This is a genomic window from Priestia sp. SIMBA_032 (assembly GCF_046535215.1).
GTDB lineage: Bacteria > Bacillota > Bacilli > Bacillales > Bacillaceae_H > Priestia > Priestia aryabhattai.
Map to the genome: position 1 here is coordinate 94,507 of NZ_JAWRXD010000011.1, position 15,712 is coordinate 110,218.

A 15,712-nucleotide genomic window follows, 5' to 3' on the forward strand; every position below is an offset into this window, starting at 1 on the left:
TTGGTCTATATATTTTACCTTGCCAGTTAAAATACATAGAAAAAAGTCAGGATGAAAGTCTTCTTCATCCTGACTTTTTTATCGTTATGCTTTTTTCACAAACTGAGATTTTAAGCTCATCGCTCCAAATCCATCAATTTTGCAGTCGATGTTATGATCGCCTTCTACTAAACGAATGCTTTTTACTTTCGTTCCGATCTTTACAACCGATGAGCTTCCTTTTACTTTTAAGTCTTTGATGACAGTAACTGAATCTCCGTCTTTTAAAGCATTACCGTTTGCATCTTTTACAGTAAGCTGTTCCTCCGTGCTTTCTGCTTTTTCATCTTGCCCCCATTCATGCGCACACTCCGGGCAGATGAACAGGTTTCCATCTTCATATGTATACTGTGATTGACAGCTTGGACAATTAGGTACATTCATTTTCTTTTCCTCCAGCAGCTCGTAAACGTTAGCAAGGTCACGAGATTACGTTTTTTATCTGTTTTATACTGTCACATTTTTATAAATTTAACAAGCTTCTTTATTTCCTTGCTGCTGATGTTTTCTTTTCCAAATAAGTGAGCCAATAAACAGAACAAAACCCGCTCCAAAGACAAGAAGCTGATCTAAATAAAAGTCACCTGTTTTTACATACCGTATAATAAATAATCCCCCAAACATGAGCATCAGCATACATGAAAACCGAATGAGGTATGAATTGATCTCCATTTTGCATTCCTCCTTTTTGTAAGAATTTCTTTGTTACGAAAAAAACGCATACCATATGCCGAATGTAACGCCGTATAAAGGTAAAATAACGGCCAGCTTTTGCTTCCACCCTTTAAAAAAGGAAGAATTACGAGGTGCAAACCAAAGCTCTAACGTACCGTATAACAAGAGTGCTCCCGCTGCCAGTATGGCAATCACTGTCTCTCCTAAGTCCATACATGTTCCTCACTTTCATTCTACGTACTTGAAGCTAAACGCAGCTCATCATTATAAAAGAGCTTATAATCGTGATGCATACGGATTTTGAACACTTTCTAATAATACATTTATTTCCATTATATCATAATAAAAGCATTTTTGAGACTTTTTATACATGTGAATTATTGTATAATAAAAAGTAGACACAGAGAAAAAAGGGGAGGATTCTTTGAAGAGAACTCAACTTATTTTTGTTATTACCCTGCTTGTTGAAGCTGGATTAACCTATGCGTGCTCATTATTTTTGTCTATTCGCTTTATTGAGCTTATGTTTTTTAGCGGACTTTTGTTTTCAGTTTTGACTTTTTGGTTTTCAAGCAGCGGAAGCAACAGCGCTCATTCTCACTATAAAACTCATTCCATGAGGTTAATGTCTGGAGCCAATATTGAACATAATCCGTTTCGTTTGCGCTGGACGGCTTATTTGCTTGCTTCTTTAAGCTTTACGGGAGTGGGCCTGATGTTTTTCATTCTGCTGCTGACGGACGTTATTCCTCCCGTAAGCTAAAAAACCTGCTCTTTACAGAGAGCAGGCACTTACGAAAACAGCTTTAGAAGCAGGCATTTTCTCTTTATTTTGTTAGCAACAGCTTGAGTCACATGATCTTTTAAAGGCCGAGTTAACATTCGTTTCAGCGGATGTTTTAGCATTCGTTTGCTAATGGGAACTTTAAAAATAATGCTGAGAACTACTGTTGCAAAAACCGATAGCGGTAAGACCGCAAAGGGCTTTTTTTGAAACCATCTCGAGAAGATAAGCATCATTACATAAATAAGTGCTGACCACCCCAAATGCCAGCCGTGCCTAAATGTAATCCCCTTACACCTGAGCCCAATCCATTCTACAAACGAAGCTGTACATACCCATTTTGTAATATATTTCACCTGCTTAGCGAGTGTAGACGGATAGGTAGCTAAGAACGACAAAATCATGAGAGGTGTAATAAATATAAGGTGTAAAATACGCAGTCCTTTTAATGAAAGATGAGAAGATTTAAAATCCCAAAGCAACTTATCGTTACACAAAAAGTAATAAAGAATATTAAAAAAGCTCACATATAAAACCCCGGCATACAGCTCGCGTATTTTGTTCCAGGTTTTTTTATGGATATTTTGAAAAATCAGCCATAGAAGGACAGAAATATGCACCTTTGTTCACCTCTCTAACGTCGTTTTTAGAACTAATGTTATTTTATTTTCGTTTCGTCCTGCTTCTTTTCAATTTTCCGAATCCATCCAATCAGCAGCCGGTTAAGATAGGATTTTAACGTTACGCTAATAAAGGTGTGGTACCACATCCAGCCTGTTTTCCATTCGATAAGCTTCGTTCGTTTTTCAGCCCATAATTCAATAAAAAACATGGGAATCGTAAAAAGTACAATTTTATATAAAATTTTTAACCCTTTATCGTGATACGTAGCCTGATTAATCATAACGGATATGCTAGGATACAGTAAAAAGTCGAACAATACATTAATTCTAAACTGTTTTTTCAGTAAGCGAGTTGGATATCGAAGAAGGCCGTGAGAGACAATAAATTTATCAATAATACCATTTGTTAATGCATTAAATGCATAAGCCAGCAGCCAGTCTTTGATCGGTGGTTTTCTAAATAAAAAAGGGAGCATTCCCAGGGCGATAAGCAGCATTACACGTAAAAATTTCATTTCAAACTTTTTATTTCTCATCACCTTTTCGCTCCTTTCACCAAGTGTTGTTAGCCTACCTTCTTGTCAATTGGCAGCTTGAGACGGCTGTTCTCACCACGCTCAATTATTGCTTATGTTAATTTATAAAGATACGCAGCAGCGTCTAATGTAAATTCCCCGTACATAAACCCTAAGTTCACGCTATTCATACATACGTAAATGTTTGTTTTAGTTTTAAGTTCTTTGAAGAGATTTATACATGTGGTTGAGACATGAAAAAAGCCCAACTCTAATCAGTATGGGCTTCTTCCTTCACCTATTGTGTTTTTTTAAACGTTACCATCCGGCGTCCGGTGAAAATAAAATAAACGTCGACGATGAAACAACGGATGATGCCGTACTCGCAGTCAAAGCAATTGCGAAACAAAAAGGCATCGACAGCCGCAATATTTTTATACTAGGACACAGTCAAGGCGGCATGATGATGCTCAGGATTTTAAATCACACGCCCGATAAAAGCGTGCGCGGCTCTATGTTACTTGCTGCACTGAGCCGCACACTTCCAGAGTTAATGCTTGAACAATTTGCCTATCTTGTATCGCTGAATCAGCTTCCGAAAGAGCAGCTTGCATTTTTCCAGCAGCAGTTTGCCATCTTACAAGACCCAAGCTTTTCAGCAGCTCAGCCGCCAAAAGAATTTCTGCTTGGCACTCCTTATTTTTGGTATGACGTAGCTCACTGGCACCCTGCAGAAGTGGCAAAATCTCAGGACACGCCTCTGCTTTTTTTACAAAGAGCACGTAATTATCAAGTAACGACCAAAGATTTTGAAGGATGGAAACAAAGCTTATCTCAGCGTTCCAACACTTCTTTTAAGCTTTATCCAAAGCTCAACCACTTTTTCACAGAAGGAACTGGTGAAAAAAGCACGCCCGATGAATATGCTGTTTCAGCCAACATTCCTTCTTATGTCATTGATGATATTGTGAAATGGGTTCGTGAAACGCAAAAGTAAAGAAAAAAGGTGCTGTTTTATCAGCGCCTTGTTCTCTTACTTATTAAACCTTCCCATTACTACCGTATTATAGTACTTGCCGTCAGACAGCACCTTGTCATGTTTTAATACTCCTTCTATTTCAAACCCGAATTTTGTATATAAATCAATCGCTTTTTTATTGGTCTCTAGCACATTCAGCGTCATTTTCTTCATGCCCGCGCTATCTGCCCACAGTATGGATTGTTGTAAAAGGCCTTCGCCAATTCCGTATCCCCAACATTCTTTTGCGACGCATACGCCAAACTCTACTTTATGGGCAAATCGTTTCAACTCGTTGCCTTCGCACCTTGAAAATCCACCAATTTTATTATGTACAACCGCTACTAAGAATAAGTTCCGTTTACTTTCTGTATCACGTTGAATAAGTTTTTCAAAATCGGATTCGTCCATACACCCTTCTCCTGGTTCACGATCCAAGTTTTCCGTTTCTCCGTCTAGCTGAACTCTAAGGTGAGACAATTCGTCTGCATCGCTAGTCTCAGCTGAGCGAATGATGTATTGAAGTCCTTTTACATGGTAAATCTGCTGGTTGATGACCATTGTATACCTCCAAATGTCTTTCTCTCATTCAATCTATTAATTTGGTTTTATTTCCTTTATTATAAATCTTATACATAAAGAGATGGAAGAGAGTTGAACAAATTGCTTTGGTTACTACTTTTGATCCTATACGGCATTTACAAGTTCTATAAATCAAGGAGGCCGCTAACAAAATTTGACCATTTTTACGAAAAGGCATTTGAGCTAGAAGAAAAAAAGCGATATGACGATGCGCTTGAAATACGCAACCAAGGGATCGAACTCCATACCCTTACCGATTTAGAACGAGCTGATTTACACTTAGCAAACGGGCATATGCTTTTGAAACCAAAGCAGTATGAACAAGCAACGAAACACTACGACGCCTCATTTAAGCTAGCCAAATATGAAAACTTTCCTTACTCAGAAGGATTTGGCGAAGTCATTGAGGCCTACTTTTATGCAGGGCGTAATGAAGATGCCTTGATAATTACTAATGACATGTTAAAACGACAAAGCTACGATCAAAAATTTAAGAAGCTAGAGCCTTTAAAAGAAAAGCTTCTTTCACATGAAGACTTATGGTAAAATTAAACAAATGAAAGCGTGTTATTAAGAGCGACTGAGGTGAGTATAGTGATTATAACCGTTATTGTAGGAGTGCTGAGTCTAATTGGTTTAATTGCAGCAGGATTTGCGACGAATTATAAGGATACGAAGTAAGAATACATACAAAAGAACAAGAACCAAATAGGTTCTTGTTCTTTTTTAACGAGCCAACAGCTTTTCTGTTATGCGCAAAAACATCTTTACTCCAACTTCAAGCGAAGCTTCATCTACCGTAAACTTCGGATGATGATGAGGGTATACGATGCCCTGTTCTTCATTTCGTGCTCCGATGTTAAAAAATGCTCCTTCCGTTTCCTGCAGATAAGCTGAAAAATCTTCTCCTCCCATTTTAGGAGACAGTGTTTTAACCCGTTCTTTTCCATATTCTTCGATAGCTGTTTCTTCAATTAAACGCGTAATTTCTTCAGAGTTAATGACGGGATGATAGCCTTTTTCATATGTGAAGGTGTACTCTGCACCGTAGGCTTCTGTTAGTCCTTTTACAATCCGGTCAATTTGTGACGGAACTTTTTCTCGCAGAGCCGCGTCAAAGCTTCGAACGGTACCGTTGAGCTCCACTTTATCAGGAAGTACGTTGTGCGTAGTTCCTCCGTGAAATTGTGTAACCGATACGACTAATTTATCAATTGGATTGGTCGTTCTTGAAACAATCGTTTGAAGGTTCGTCACAATTTGTGCTCCTACAACGATCGCATCAACTGCTTCATGAGGCGCTGCGGCGTGTCCTCCTTTTCCTTTAATCGATATATTAAACGTGTCAGGCGAAGCCATCATAGGACCTGCAAGCACGCCGATTTCTCCGACGGGAAGACCAGAATTCAAATGCGTGCCAATCACGTAATCCACATCTTCCATCACGCCTTCTTTCACAAGCTCCTGCGCTCCTCCGGGCAGCAGCTCTTCTGCATGTTGAAAAATCAAGCGAATTTCTCCTTTACATTCATTTCCTAACTGAGAAAGTACAGAAGCTACTCCTAGCAAAATAGCCGTGTGACCGTCGTGACCGCATGCATGCATCACGCCTTTATGAACCGAAGCAAACGCAAACGTGTTTTCTTCTTCAATCGGCAGCGCGTCCATATCTGCTCGAATCGCAACCACTTTTCCCTGCTCTTTTCCTATTAATCTAGCCACCACGCTTGTTGGTGTAGGACGTGTAATGATAAAGCTTCCAAACGAACGAAGCGTATCTTCAACGTACTGAGCCGTTCGGTGCTCTTGAAACGATAATTCAGGATAGCGATGAAAATGTCTTCTCCACTCAATTACCTGCTTCTTTAAGCTTTCTGTGACGCTGTAGTCACTAATTGATTTAACTGTCATACACAAACTCCCCCTTTATTTGACTATATCGATTGGCTGGAACGGAAAGGTTTAAATTTCCGCGCAGCGTACTGCTTTCGTATGAAGTGTCGTAAAGTCCTCGCTCTTCCAAGATAGGCACCACTTTTTCCACAAACTGATGAAACGTCTCGCTCATAAACGGGCGAAGCACAAATCCATCTGCTGCTTCCTGCTCATGCCATTTTTGCATTTCATCCGCTACGTGCTCAGGTGTTCCTGAAAACGGCGAACGCGGTAAAACTGTTTCAAGTGCCAATTGTCTTAAGGTTAACTTTCGAGCAGCCGCCGCTTGTTTAATTTTATTTGTAGTGCTTTGAAACGCATTTGCTCCGATATCCCCTAACTCTGGAAACGGGGCGTCTACGTCAAATTGCTGAAAGTCATAATCATCAAAAAAACGAGCTAAATATGTAATGGCATGATCAATTGGAATGAAAGCGGCAAGCTCTTGATACCTTCTTTCTACATCTTCCTCGCTATCTCCTATAATTAAATCAATACTTGGAAAAAAGAGATGCTTTGATTGTTCAAAGCATCTCCAGTCGTCTGGTCGATCGGTTTTTAATAGATGTTTAGTTGACTTATCTGTATGTTATACCTACTATCCCGGTAAGTCAAATTAGCTTTTTAAATATGTGCTTTTATTTCTTTAAAACTACAGCTACATTCCCTATTTTACGTCCGGTTTCTACATATTCATGTGCTTCTGGAATTTGTTCTAAAGAGTAGCATCTATCAATCACTGATTTTATCTGCCCTTCTTCCATCAGTTTTTTAAGAAGTAATAAATCTTTCGTCTGCACTTTGGCAATTCCTTGCCCTTCGACCGAAACAAAGCGTCCATTTAAGGCTAACGCTTCCTTGCACTGATTTTTTGTGATTTTCCCAACGGCATCAAAAATAAGATCGTATCTGTCTTCTTTTTCAATAAAATTTTCGTGTTGGTAGTCGATGACGCGATCTGCTCCTAAAGACTTTACTAATTCACTATTTTTAGCACTGCACACGCCTGTCACTTCAGCTCCGTAATAGCTAGCAAGCTGTACAGCGGCAGTTCCTACGGCACCTGAAGCACCGTAGATAATCGCTTTTTGCCCAGCTTGAATGTTTCCTTTTCTAAAAAAATGCAGAGCCGTCGTGCCGCCGAAAGAAATAGAGGCGGCTTCTTCATGGGTTACATTCTCTGGCTTTACAGCTATTGTCCCCTTTTCTGGTAAGCAGATATATTCCGCATATCCTCCGAACTTCATACCTGTCATCGCAAAAAGCTGATCGCCTTTTTTGAACCGCGTTACGTTCTTGCCGACTTCCTCTACCTCTCCGGCCAGCTCTACGCCTAGTATTGATTTTCTAGGCTTCCGTAATCCTAAAACTATTCGCATTGGAAGCCACAATAGCAGTGGACTATTAAAGCTCCTCACTCTGCAGTCGCCCGATGTGACCGTGGTGGCATAAATTTTTATCAGTATTTCATTCTCTTTTGGAATAGGCTTTTCCACTTCTTGAAGCTGAAGAACATCTGGTTTCCCATACTTTGTACATACCATTGCTTTCATAACAGCTCTCCCTTTTTCACTAGAGTTCAATATATGTTTATAAACTATGCTCGTCGAAATCCATTCTTTCACATTTTATAAAGAACGCCGGTGAATCTACTGTCACATATGGTAAATAAAAGGATATTGCTATAAAATAAGTATAAAAACAGAAAGCGTGGTACGTATTATTGTTTAAACTTCTTTTAATTGAAGATGATGTAACGCTGTTTAATGAACTGAAAGAGCGGTTGGAGCAATGGTCTTATGATGTTTACGGCATCCGTGATTTCAGTAACGTTATGCAGGAGTTTAGCGAGGTAAAACCTGATTTAGTTATTATGGATATTCAGCTGCCGAAGTATGACGGATTTCACTGGTGCAGAATGATTCGTTCTCATTCAAAAATCCCTATTATCTTCCTATCTTCACGTGATCATCCTTCTGATATGGTAATGTCTATGCAGTTTGGAGCAGACGACTTTGTTCAAAAGCCGTTTCATTTTGATGTGCTTGTAGCAAAAATACAGGCCCTTCTTCGCCGCGTATATAACTACAGCGTTGAACAAGTAAACCTTCTTTCGTGGCAAGGCGCTACGATTGATTACGAAAAAAATAAAGTATCAGCGGGATCTACAGCTATTGATTTAACCAAAAATGAAATCTTTATTTTAAAATGCTTAATACATAAAAAGAATAAGATTGTAAGCCGAGATGAGCTGATTAATAGTTTGTGGGAAGATAAACGGTTTATCAGTGACAACACGCTGACGGTAAACGTCAATCGCCTGCGAAAAAAGTTAGATGAAATTGGACTTGGAGCTTTTATTGAAACAAAAGTCGGCCAAGGCTACGTAGCCATTGAAGAGGAACGCTATGATTAAACTCTTTATTCGCGAGCGTCTAAGCTGGATCCTTTTCTTTTTTATGATGCATCTTTTTATGCTTTTTATCGCTTATATTGATGAATCCATTCCTGTGTCTTCGATTCTTTATATCGTGTTTATATCATCAATTGTCTTTCTTATTTTTTGCGTCTTCCGCTATCATAAAGAAACAAAATTTTATCAAGGGTTAAAAGATGAAGAGGATTTCTTTGATTCTTCTACTCTTTCTCATCCGCTGCGCCCCTTTGAAAAGATTGTTCAGCGAAATCTGATGCAACAATTAGAACAAGCGAAAAAAGATGGCGTGCAGACTCAGCTGTACGTGACGCAGGAAAAAGATGAATTGTTAGCTTGGATTCACGAAATTAAAACGCCGTTAACTGCGATGCATTTAATAATTGAACGGTTAGAAAATCGAGAAGTTAAAGCGAACTTGACGTTCGAATGGCTTCGTATTCACTTTTTACTTGATCAGCAGCTGCATCAAAAGCGCATTTTCTTTATCGAAAATGATATGTATATTGAACATCTGGATTTAGAGTCCCTTATTTTCACTGAAATCAAAACGCTGCAAGCTTGGTGTATGCAAAAAAATATTGGGTTTGATGTGGATATACAGGCAGAACGTGTACTTTGTGACGCAAAGTGGCTTTCTTTTATTATGAGGCAGCTGTTAACAAATGCAGTCAAGTACAGTGAAGAATCTGATGTGCTGATTAGAAGCTACGAGCACCACGGTCAAGTGTACATCGAGGTAAAAGATAACGGACGGGGCATTTCTCCTCAAGATATGCCCCGCATTTTTGAAAAAGGTTTCACCTCAACTACGCAGCATGAAGACGGCCGCGCTACAGGCATGGGTCTGTATCTCGCTCAAAAAGCGGCGCACGCTCTTTCGATTCACATTGGTGTGAAGTCCGTTCTTAACGAAGGCACGACATTTACGCTTGCCTTTCCTAAATCAAATGATTTTGTTGATATGAAAAGCATGTGACAAAAATGTCACATGCTTTCGTCATTTGTTCGGTGAATCAAAGGAAAAGCTAAAGCCCTTTTTTTATAATAAACGTATCAGATCAAAGGAGTGAATACATATGAACATATTAGAAGCTACTAATATTCATAAAAGCTACGGAAATAAATTTAATAAACAAGAAGTATTAAAAGGTGTAGATATTACCATTATGAAAGGAGAATTTGTAGGAATTATGGGTGCTTCAGGCTCAGGTAAAACGACGCTTCTGAACGTGCTTTCCTCTATTGATAAAATCAACGGCGGAACTATCAAAATTGAAGGAAATGAAATTAGCAGAATGAAAGAAAAGCAGTTAGCGAACTTCCGAAAAACACATTTAGGCTTTATTTTTCAAGACTATAACTTGCTTGATACGCTGACAGTGAAAGAAAATATCCTCTTGCCGCTTTCAGTTGTCAAAACTCCTTCAGCAGTAGCTCACAAAAAATTTGACGCGCTTGCTAAACAGCTCGGTATCTACGAGCTAAAAGATAAATACCCAAATGAAATTTCGGGCGGACAAAAGCAGCGTACCTCTGCTGCAAGAGCCTTTATTCATGAGCCAAGCATGATTTTTGCTGACGAACCAACCGGTGCGCTTGACTCAAAAGCAGCCAGCGATTTATTAAACAAACTGACCGAGCTTAATGATAAAAGAAGCGCAAGTATTGTGATGGTAACGCATGACCCAGTGGCAGCCAGCTACTGCAGTAAAGTGATTTTTATAAAAGACGGACAAATTTATACACAGCTGTATAAAGGCAACCAAACGCGAAAAGACTTCTTTGAAGATATTATGAAAACTCAAGGCGTACTAGGCGGAGTGCAAGATGAATATTAATCAGCTCGTTTTCCGCAACTTCAAAAAGAATGTAAAAAACTATTATTTATACGTTTTTGCACTAATTTTCAGCGCAGCTTTATATTTTGCTTTTGTCACGCTTCAGTATGATCCTGCTCTTGATGCAACCAAAGGCTCCATTAAAGGAGGCGCAGCCGTTCGAGCCGCTTCTGTTTTACTTGTAGCCATTGTTTCTATCTTTCTATTATATGCAAATACGATATTTATCAAACGACGCAGTAAAGAAATTGGCTTATTTCAGCTGATTGGCATGACCAAAACAAGAATTTTCCGTATTTTGACCGTTGAAAATTTTATGCTGTACTTTAGCTCGCTGATTGTCGGCATTTTAATCGGGTTTTCGTTTTCAAAAGTAATCATTATGATTTTATTTAAAATTACGGACACCAAAGGTATCGCGAAACTTCATTTTTCTGAAGAAGCCCTGATTCAAACGCTTATTGTGTTCGGAGTCATCTATTTACTGATTATGACGATGAACTATCTTTTTATTAAAAGACAGACCATTTTAGCCCTATTCCGCGTTACGTCATCAACAGAAGGCAAAACAAAAAAAATTAGTATACTTGAAATTATTATTGGAATTCTTGGCATGACCTTTATTGCTTGCGGCTACTATATTTCTGCTAAATTGTTTGACGGATCTTTTACAAGCATGAATGCTTTAGCAATCGCCATGATATCTATTTTAGCCTCAGTTATCATAGGTACTTACTTGTTTTATAAAGGCTCGGTCCGCTTTTTATTAAATCTGATGCGAAAAAGCAAAAAAGGCTATTTATCGATTAACAATGTATTATCTCTTTCTTCGATTATGTTTCGCATGAAATCAAACGCACTGTTGCTAACGGTTATTACAACCGTATCGGCTCTGGCTATTGGCCTATTGTGCTTGAGCTACATCTCTTATTATTCTGCTGAAAAGTCGGCTGAAGATTATGTGCCTAACGATTTTTCTATCAATAATACAAAAGACGCTGCTTCGTTTAAAGCTGCGCTGAATCGGAAGAAAATAGCATATACGAAAAAAAAGATCGACGTTATCCAAGTAAAAGCAAACGTAAAAAGCATCTTAGAAAATAATTTGGAAGCCCCGATGGTAGACTCGTCCGCTATGGTTTTTTCGGTTGTTAGTGAAACATCTGTTAGTGGTGTAAATGTAGCTCAAAATGAAACTTTGTTTACCGGCTATAATGATATGCTTCAACGAGTAAATTCATTTAAAGATTCCGGAGAAATTGAGCTAAAAGGAAAGAAAGAAGTCATTCCGCAAAAGTATATAGGCTTAAATCGAAAATTTCTCTTATCTACTTATTTTACGAGTGGTATGCCTACTATGATTGTAGACGATTCCGTGTTTAATGAACTGAAAAAAGACGTGGATCCTTCTATTCAAAAAGAATCTTCTGTGTACACAGGGGTAGATATATCACAAGAAAATGACTTACCAAAAGCAAACGAGATTTTCAAAGAAATGAAGTTGGACAATCATAACTTCAATGATTCGCGTATCGAAACGGTAAAAAGCCAAAAGCAGACTATGGGTCTAATTATGTTCATTGTCGCTTTTCTAGGACTGGCATTTTTAATTACATCAGGGTGTATTCTTTACTTCAAGCAAATGGACGAAAGTGAAGATGAAAAACCAAACTATACAATTCTTAGAAAACTAGGCTTTACCGAAAAAGACTTATTAACCGGCATAATAATTAAGCAGCTTTTTAACTTCGGCATTCCGTTAGTCGTAGGTTTACTACACAGTTATTTTGCCGTACAATCCGGGTGGTTCTTATTTGGAACAGAGCTTTGGACACCAATGATTATCGTTATGATTATCTATACGGCCCTGTACTCTATCTTTGGTATATTATCGGTTCTTTACTATAAAAAAATTATTAAAGAAGCTCTTTAAAGATCAAAAGCACAAGCTATAGCTTGTGCTTTTGATCTTTACATGCCATTAATTGCTGGCATTTTCTTTATTTCCCTGACTGGCTGCATGTAAAAAACCTTCTAGTCGCTTTTTGACAAACGGCCACTCGTCGTCAATTACACTGAAAATAACCGAATCTCGTACGTATCCATCAGGTAAAACCATGTGTTTGCTGGTGATGCCTTCCTGCGTGGCACCTAACCGTTTAATAGCCTTTCTAGACCGCTTGTTTCGCACATCCGTTTTGAATTGAACGCGGTGAAGCTTCAGCTCTTCAAAACAGTATTTTAATAATAAATACTTACACTCCGTATTAACTCGCGTTCGCCACACGGATGGATGATACCACGTCCACCCTATTTCTACGCTTTTGTTGGGAAGTGATATATCTAAAAATCTCGTGCTTCCTACAATTGAATGTGACTCTCTATCAAATACAGCAAAAGGCAGCTCTCTTCCCTCTTTCTTGGCTTTTAAAGCACTTTCAACCAGCCGTTTCATATCACTTAAACTATGAACTTTTACCGGGAGATGCTCCCAAATTTCTTTCGGTTTTGCAGCTTCATAGAGTCCTTGCTCATGCATTTTCCCAAGCGGCACTAGCTTTACCGCTGTTCCTACAAGTTCACCTGACTTTAGCATAACCTCGCTCCTTTTCGATACGTCTAAAGAAAATGTTAATACATGTATATGTACTGGAAAAGGGTCAGTTTCTGCTTATTGTAAGGTATCACTTTCAGAATACATAGCTAGTGATCAGCTAATTGTTTTTCGAGAAAATCACTTATTGTTTGGAAGGCTTGGTCTGCTGATTCTTTATGAAAGGTTTGTGAAAAAGGATTCATAAAACCATGAACGCCATAAAACTTTCTGATTTCCAAAAGCGGCTCTCTTTTTTGCTCTAATGAATTTATTAAACAGTCTACATCAAATGTTTGCTCTTCAGCAGGAAAAATAAGAAGAGTTGGGCAAACAGGACTTCTATTTACATAATCTCTAATACGCGATCCGTAACAGCCGATCACGAAGCTACACAAATTATTTTCACTGCATAGCCACGATATTGTGGCTCCTACACTGAAGCCTATAACTCCTACTTCTTCATATTCTTGTTTTAGTTGAATTAACATGTTAGTAATTTGTCTTGAACCCTCATCAATCCCAATGTTTTGAACAAAGTTTTGATAAGCCATTCCTTCTTCTTCATAACTATAGGAAACGTCTTCAGATAATAAGTTAGGACAGATAATATCTGCCTCTAACTTAGACAATTTCTCTTTCATAAACTTCATATGATTATTCACACCGTATATTTCATGAATTAATAAAATCGCTTTATTTGATTTTTCCATTTTTTTATAAAACAGTCGTTTCCTTTGTCAATTCACGATGCAATACGTCTCCCATGCGCTTCATGCCTTCAACGATTTGTTCAGCAGACATATTAGAATAATTCAAGCGCAGCGCATTGTTTCTTGTTCCGTTTGGAAAGAAAGGAGTTCCCGGAACACAGGCTACGTTGTTTTTTAGACATTCTGAAAAGATATGTGCTGAATCAATTCCTTGGGGCAGTTCCACCCAAATAAACAATCCGCCTTCTGGCTTACTGTAAGACAAATTCTCCGGGAAAAATTCTTCGATGCACGATAACATTTGGGTACATCGCTCTTTGTATACGGCTTTAATTTTTTGAATGTGCTCTTCGATATCATAAAGCTCCATGTACTTAGCCGTTACGCGCTGAGCAAAGCTGTCCGTATGCAAGTCTGCCACTTGTTTAAACGCCACGTACTTATCAATGAAAGCTTCATCTGCACACACCCAGCCGATTCGAAGACCCGGTGCAAAAATTTTAGAGAATGTGCTGATATAAATAACTCTGCCTTCTGTATCAAAATGCTTAACCGGCGGCAGCGCTTCTCCTGCAAATCGAACGCCTCCGTACGGATTGTCTTCTACAATCAGCACATCGTATGCATTCGCAAGCTCGATCATTCGCTGACGTCTTTCGCGCGTTAAGGTGCGCCCTGTAGGATTTTGAAAATCAGGAATTGTATAAATAAATTTAGCATGCGGATTTTCCTGAAGCTTTTTCTCTAGCTCTTCCATAATCATTCCGTCTTCGTCCATGTCTACTTCTACAAACGTTGCATTGTAGGATTTAAATACGTTAATGGCTGCTAGGTACGTTGGGCTTTCACAGATTACCACGTCTCCGTCATTAAGAAACAGTCTTCCGGTAAGATCGATTGCCTGCTGAGATCCGGACGTAATTAAAATGTTCGAAACCGTGGACTCAATGCCGATGTCCTGCATTCGTTTAGAAATGGCTTCTCGTAAAGGGATATACCCCTCTGTTGTACTATATTGAAGCGAAGCGGCTCCGTCTTCATTTAATACGGCGCGGCACGCATCGTTCATTGCTTCAACGGGAAATAGCTCCGGCGCTGGAAGTCCTCCTGCAAACGAAATGACTTCTGGTCGTTCCGTTACTTTTAAGATTTCACGCGTTTCAGAGGATTTTACAAGACTAGCTCGTTGGGCAAATTTATCTTTCATTGATGATCATTCCTTTTTCAGATTTTAAACTTTTAATATTAATTATTTGAATAGTCAGAAAAGTTGGAGCGGGCGACTTTCTCTATGAGATCAGACAGTTTTTACACCCTGTAAGATGCTATTTTTAATAGACAACTAAGCTGTTTACACCTTGTCTGATCCACTCTCTGACTCTTCATTCCTACTTTATGTCCCTTTCTCCTTTCTATCCATTTTTTTCTTGTCCACTGCTTATAATACAAATCAAAGGTCGTACGATAAATATGGCCTTGTATTTAATGTATGTTAAAAAGGATAACATAAAAATCAAATAAATAAACAATAAATTCTATAAATTCTTAATTTTTTATGCAAATATATTTATCTCAGTAAACTATCTTGTAAGATTCCTTCCCTTTTCATTGACCTGCCGTATAAAACCCTTTATAATCCTTATTAACTCGATGAGATTTAAAGGTTTTAGTACGGGAGTGATGAAAAGTGAAATGGTTTCATTTACTGTTTAATGAACGATGCCCTAAATGCAAGCAAGTGTTAAATACATCAAAGTCCAATGCCCTTCGCTCTACTGTTGTGAAAGTATGTCCGTCTAGCCACTATCAAAAAGAATTTCATCCTGCGCTTGAAACTTTTGTGGAAAGTGATGAAGTACTATAAAAAAAGCTAAAGCTATGAAGGGACTGACCCCCTAGAGTGAGACAAATAAAAAACACCTTTAAGTTAAAAAACGGGTATGTAGTACCTAACAATAAC

General features: G+C 38.5%; 20 protein-coding genes. 8 read left to right on the forward strand and 12 right to left on the reverse strand.

Annotated elements, in window-relative coordinates; translation table 11 throughout:
- Positions 1–84: 84 nt before the first annotated feature.
- From SB717_RS24215 to SB717_RS24225, 3 genes are all read right to left on the reverse strand, one after another.
- Complete coding sequence (locus SB717_RS24215; protein ID WP_029715023.1) at positions 85–423, reverse strand: zinc ribbon domain-containing protein YjdM; 339 nt, start codon at positions 421–423, stop codon at positions 85–87.
- An 87-nt stretch (positions 424–510) separates the two neighbouring features.
- Complete coding sequence (locus SB717_RS24220; protein ID WP_221784064.1) at positions 511–711, reverse strand: hypothetical protein; 201 nt, start codon at positions 709–711, stop codon at positions 511–513.
- A gap of 33 nt (positions 712–744) precedes the next feature.
- Positions 745–927, reverse strand: a complete 183-nt coding sequence (locus SB717_RS24225) for a hypothetical protein (RefSeq protein ID WP_074679858.1) — start codon at positions 925–927, stop codon at positions 745–747.
- A gap of 211 nt (positions 928–1,138) precedes the next feature.
- Between SB717_RS24225 and SB717_RS24230 the strand changes: the two genes are divergently transcribed.
- Positions 1,139–1,477 carry a hypothetical protein gene (locus SB717_RS24230; protein ID WP_410904956.1) on the forward strand — a complete coding sequence of 113 codons (339 nt, stop codon included), beginning with the start codon at positions 1,139–1,141 and terminating at the stop codon, positions 1,475–1,477.
- Between the two features lie 29 nt (positions 1,478–1,506).
- Here the strand turns inward: SB717_RS24230 and SB717_RS24235 are convergent, their stop codons facing one another.
- Both SB717_RS24235 and SB717_RS24240 read right to left on the reverse strand, forming a co-directional pair.
- Positions 1,507–2,118 carry a CBO0543 family protein gene (locus tag SB717_RS24235; RefSeq protein ID WP_410904957.1) on the reverse strand — a complete coding sequence of 204 codons (612 nt, stop codon included), beginning with the start codon at positions 2,116–2,118 and terminating at the stop codon, positions 1,507–1,509.
- Positions 2,119–2,156: 38 nt separating this feature from the next.
- Positions 2,157–2,657, reverse strand: a complete 501-nt coding sequence (locus SB717_RS24240) for a CBO0543 family protein (RefSeq protein ID WP_074679850.1) — start codon at positions 2,655–2,657, stop codon at positions 2,157–2,159.
- Positions 2,658–2,877: 220 nt separating this feature from the next.
- Here SB717_RS24240 and SB717_RS24245 point away from each other — a divergent pair, with 220 nt between their 5' ends.
- Positions 2,878–3,633: a prolyl oligopeptidase family serine peptidase gene (locus tag SB717_RS24245; protein ID WP_410904958.1), complete on the forward strand. Its 756-nt coding sequence runs from the start codon at positions 2,878–2,880 to the stop codon at positions 3,631–3,633.
- A gap of 36 nt (positions 3,634–3,669) precedes the next feature.
- Here the strand turns inward: SB717_RS24245 and SB717_RS24250 are convergent, their stop codons facing one another.
- Positions 3,670–4,215 (reverse strand): GNAT family N-acetyltransferase, encoded by a 546-nt coding sequence (locus tag SB717_RS24250; RefSeq protein ID WP_410904959.1) that lies wholly within the window; start codon positions 4,213–4,215, stop codon positions 3,670–3,672.
- Between the two features lie 93 nt (positions 4,216–4,308).
- On the opposite strand from SB717_RS24250, the gene SB717_RS24255 reads away from it, so the two are divergent.
- A complete protein-coding gene (locus SB717_RS24255; protein WP_410904960.1) occupies positions 4,309–4,782 on the forward strand; it encodes a hypothetical protein in 474 nt (157 codons plus the stop codon).
- 180 nt (positions 4,783–4,962) lie between these two features.
- Here the strand turns inward: SB717_RS24255 and SB717_RS24260 are convergent, their stop codons facing one another.
- The 3 genes from SB717_RS24260 to SB717_RS24270 all read right to left on the reverse strand — a co-directional run bounded on the left by SB717_RS24260 (position 4,963) and on the right by SB717_RS24270 (position 7,724).
- Positions 4,963–6,147: a M20 family metallopeptidase gene (locus SB717_RS24260; protein ID WP_074679843.1), complete on the reverse strand. Its 1,185-nt coding sequence runs from the start codon at positions 6,145–6,147 to the stop codon at positions 4,963–4,965.
- Positions 6,137–6,424 (reverse strand): hypothetical protein, encoded by a 288-nt coding sequence (locus SB717_RS24265; RefSeq protein ID WP_312036112.1) that lies wholly within the window; start codon positions 6,422–6,424, stop codon positions 6,137–6,139. Before SB717_RS24265 ends, SB717_RS24260 begins: the two co-directional genes overlap by 11 nt.
- 385 nt (positions 6,425–6,809) lie before the next feature.
- Positions 6,810–7,724: an NAD(P)-dependent alcohol dehydrogenase gene (locus SB717_RS24270; RefSeq protein ID WP_410904961.1), complete on the reverse strand. Its 915-nt coding sequence runs from the start codon at positions 7,722–7,724 to the stop codon at positions 6,810–6,812.
- 170 nt (positions 7,725–7,894) lie between these two features.
- Here SB717_RS24270 and SB717_RS24275 point away from each other — a divergent pair, with 170 nt between their 5' ends.
- The 4 genes from SB717_RS24275 (at position 7,895) to SB717_RS24290 (ending at position 12,379) form a co-directional block, all read left to right on the forward strand.
- Positions 7,895–8,587: a response regulator transcription factor gene (locus SB717_RS24275; RefSeq protein WP_098622194.1), complete on the forward strand. Its 693-nt coding sequence runs from the start codon at positions 7,895–7,897 to the stop codon at positions 8,585–8,587.
- Entirely contained in the window at positions 8,580–9,584 is a 1,005-nt protein-coding gene (locus tag SB717_RS24280) for a sensor histidine kinase (protein WP_410904962.1), read from the forward strand. Before SB717_RS24275 ends, SB717_RS24280 begins: the two co-directional genes overlap by 8 nt.
- A gap of 100 nt (positions 9,585–9,684) precedes the next feature.
- Positions 9,685–10,446, forward strand: coding sequence for an ABC transporter ATP-binding protein (locus SB717_RS24285; RefSeq protein WP_289524519.1), 762 nt, complete (start codon positions 9,685–9,687; stop codon positions 10,444–10,446).
- Positions 10,436–12,379 carry an ABC transporter permease gene (locus tag SB717_RS24290; RefSeq protein ID WP_410904963.1) on the forward strand — a complete coding sequence of 648 codons (1,944 nt, stop codon included), beginning with the start codon at positions 10,436–10,438 and terminating at the stop codon, positions 12,377–12,379. Before SB717_RS24285 ends, SB717_RS24290 begins: the two co-directional genes overlap by 11 nt.
- Positions 12,380–12,427: 48 nt before the next feature.
- Here the strand turns inward: SB717_RS24290 and SB717_RS24295 are convergent, their stop codons facing one another.
- From SB717_RS24295 to SB717_RS24305, 3 genes are all read right to left on the reverse strand, one after another.
- Positions 12,428–13,042 carry a GNAT family N-acetyltransferase gene (locus SB717_RS24295; protein WP_410904964.1) on the reverse strand — a complete coding sequence of 205 codons (615 nt, stop codon included), beginning with the start codon at positions 13,040–13,042 and terminating at the stop codon, positions 12,428–12,430.
- A 107-nt stretch (positions 13,043–13,149) separates the two neighbouring features.
- Positions 13,150–13,692 carry a dienelactone hydrolase family protein gene (locus tag SB717_RS24300; protein WP_234483451.1) on the reverse strand — a complete coding sequence of 181 codons (543 nt, stop codon included), beginning with the start codon at positions 13,690–13,692 and terminating at the stop codon, positions 13,150–13,152.
- A gap of 64 nt (positions 13,693–13,756) precedes the next feature.
- Complete coding sequence (locus tag SB717_RS24305; RefSeq protein WP_410904965.1) at positions 13,757–14,959, reverse strand: aminotransferase-like domain-containing protein; 1,203 nt, start codon at positions 14,957–14,959, stop codon at positions 13,757–13,759.
- Between the two features lie 480 nt (positions 14,960–15,439).
- Between SB717_RS24305 and SB717_RS24310 the strand changes: the two genes are divergently transcribed.
- On the forward strand, positions 15,440–15,616 hold the full coding sequence (locus SB717_RS24310; RefSeq protein WP_182005134.1) for a hypothetical protein: 177 nt from the start codon (positions 15,440–15,442) through the stop codon (positions 15,614–15,616).
- Positions 15,617–15,712: the final 96 nt, after the last annotated feature.

Bases quoted from the DNA above. Each gene is read 5' to 3' on its own strand.
- SB717_RS24300 (WP_234483451.1), bottom strand. From the start codon at position 13,692: ATGAAGTTTATGAAAGAGAAATTGTCTAAGTTAGAGGCAGATATTATC.
- SB717_RS24305 (WP_410904965.1), bottom strand. From the start codon at position 14,959: ATGAAAGATAAATTTGCCCAACGAGCTAGTCTTGTAAAATCCTCTGAA.
- SB717_RS24295 (WP_410904964.1), bottom strand. From the start codon at position 13,042: ATGCTAAAGTCAGGTGAACTTGTAGGAACAGCGGTAAAGCTAGTGCCG.
- SB717_RS24260 (WP_074679843.1), bottom strand. From the start codon at position 6,147: ATGACAGTTAAATCAATTAGTGACTACAGCGTCACAGAAAGCTTAAAG.
- SB717_RS24280 (WP_410904962.1), top strand. From the start codon at position 8,580: ATGATTAAACTCTTTATTCGCGAGCGTCTAAGCTGGATCCTTTTCTTT.
- SB717_RS24225 (WP_074679858.1), bottom strand. From the start codon at position 927: ATGGACTTAGGAGAGACAGTGATTGCCATACTGGCAGCGGGAGCACTC.
- SB717_RS24270 (WP_410904961.1), bottom strand. From the start codon at position 7,724: ATGAAAGCAATGGTATGTACAAAGTATGGGAAACCAGATGTTCTTCAG.
- SB717_RS24245 (WP_410904958.1), top strand. From the start codon at position 2,878: ATGTGGTTGAGACATGAAAAAAGCCCAACTCTAATCAGTATGGGCTTC.
- SB717_RS24215 (WP_029715023.1), bottom strand. From the start codon at position 423: ATGAATGTACCTAATTGTCCAAGCTGTCAATCACAGTATACATATGAA.
- SB717_RS24250 (WP_410904959.1), bottom strand. From the start codon at position 4,215: ATGGTCATCAACCAGCAGATTTACCATGTAAAAGGACTTCAATACATC.
- SB717_RS24290 (WP_410904963.1), top strand. From the start codon at position 10,436: ATGAATATTAATCAGCTCGTTTTCCGCAACTTCAAAAAGAATGTAAAA.
- SB717_RS24240 (WP_074679850.1), bottom strand. From the start codon at position 2,657: ATGAGAAATAAAAAGTTTGAAATGAAATTTTTACGTGTAATGCTGCTT.
- SB717_RS24220 (WP_221784064.1), bottom strand. From the start codon at position 711: ATGGAGATCAATTCATACCTCATTCGGTTTTCATGTATGCTGATGCTC.
- SB717_RS24285 (WP_289524519.1), top strand. From the start codon at position 9,685: ATGAACATATTAGAAGCTACTAATATTCATAAAAGCTACGGAAATAAA.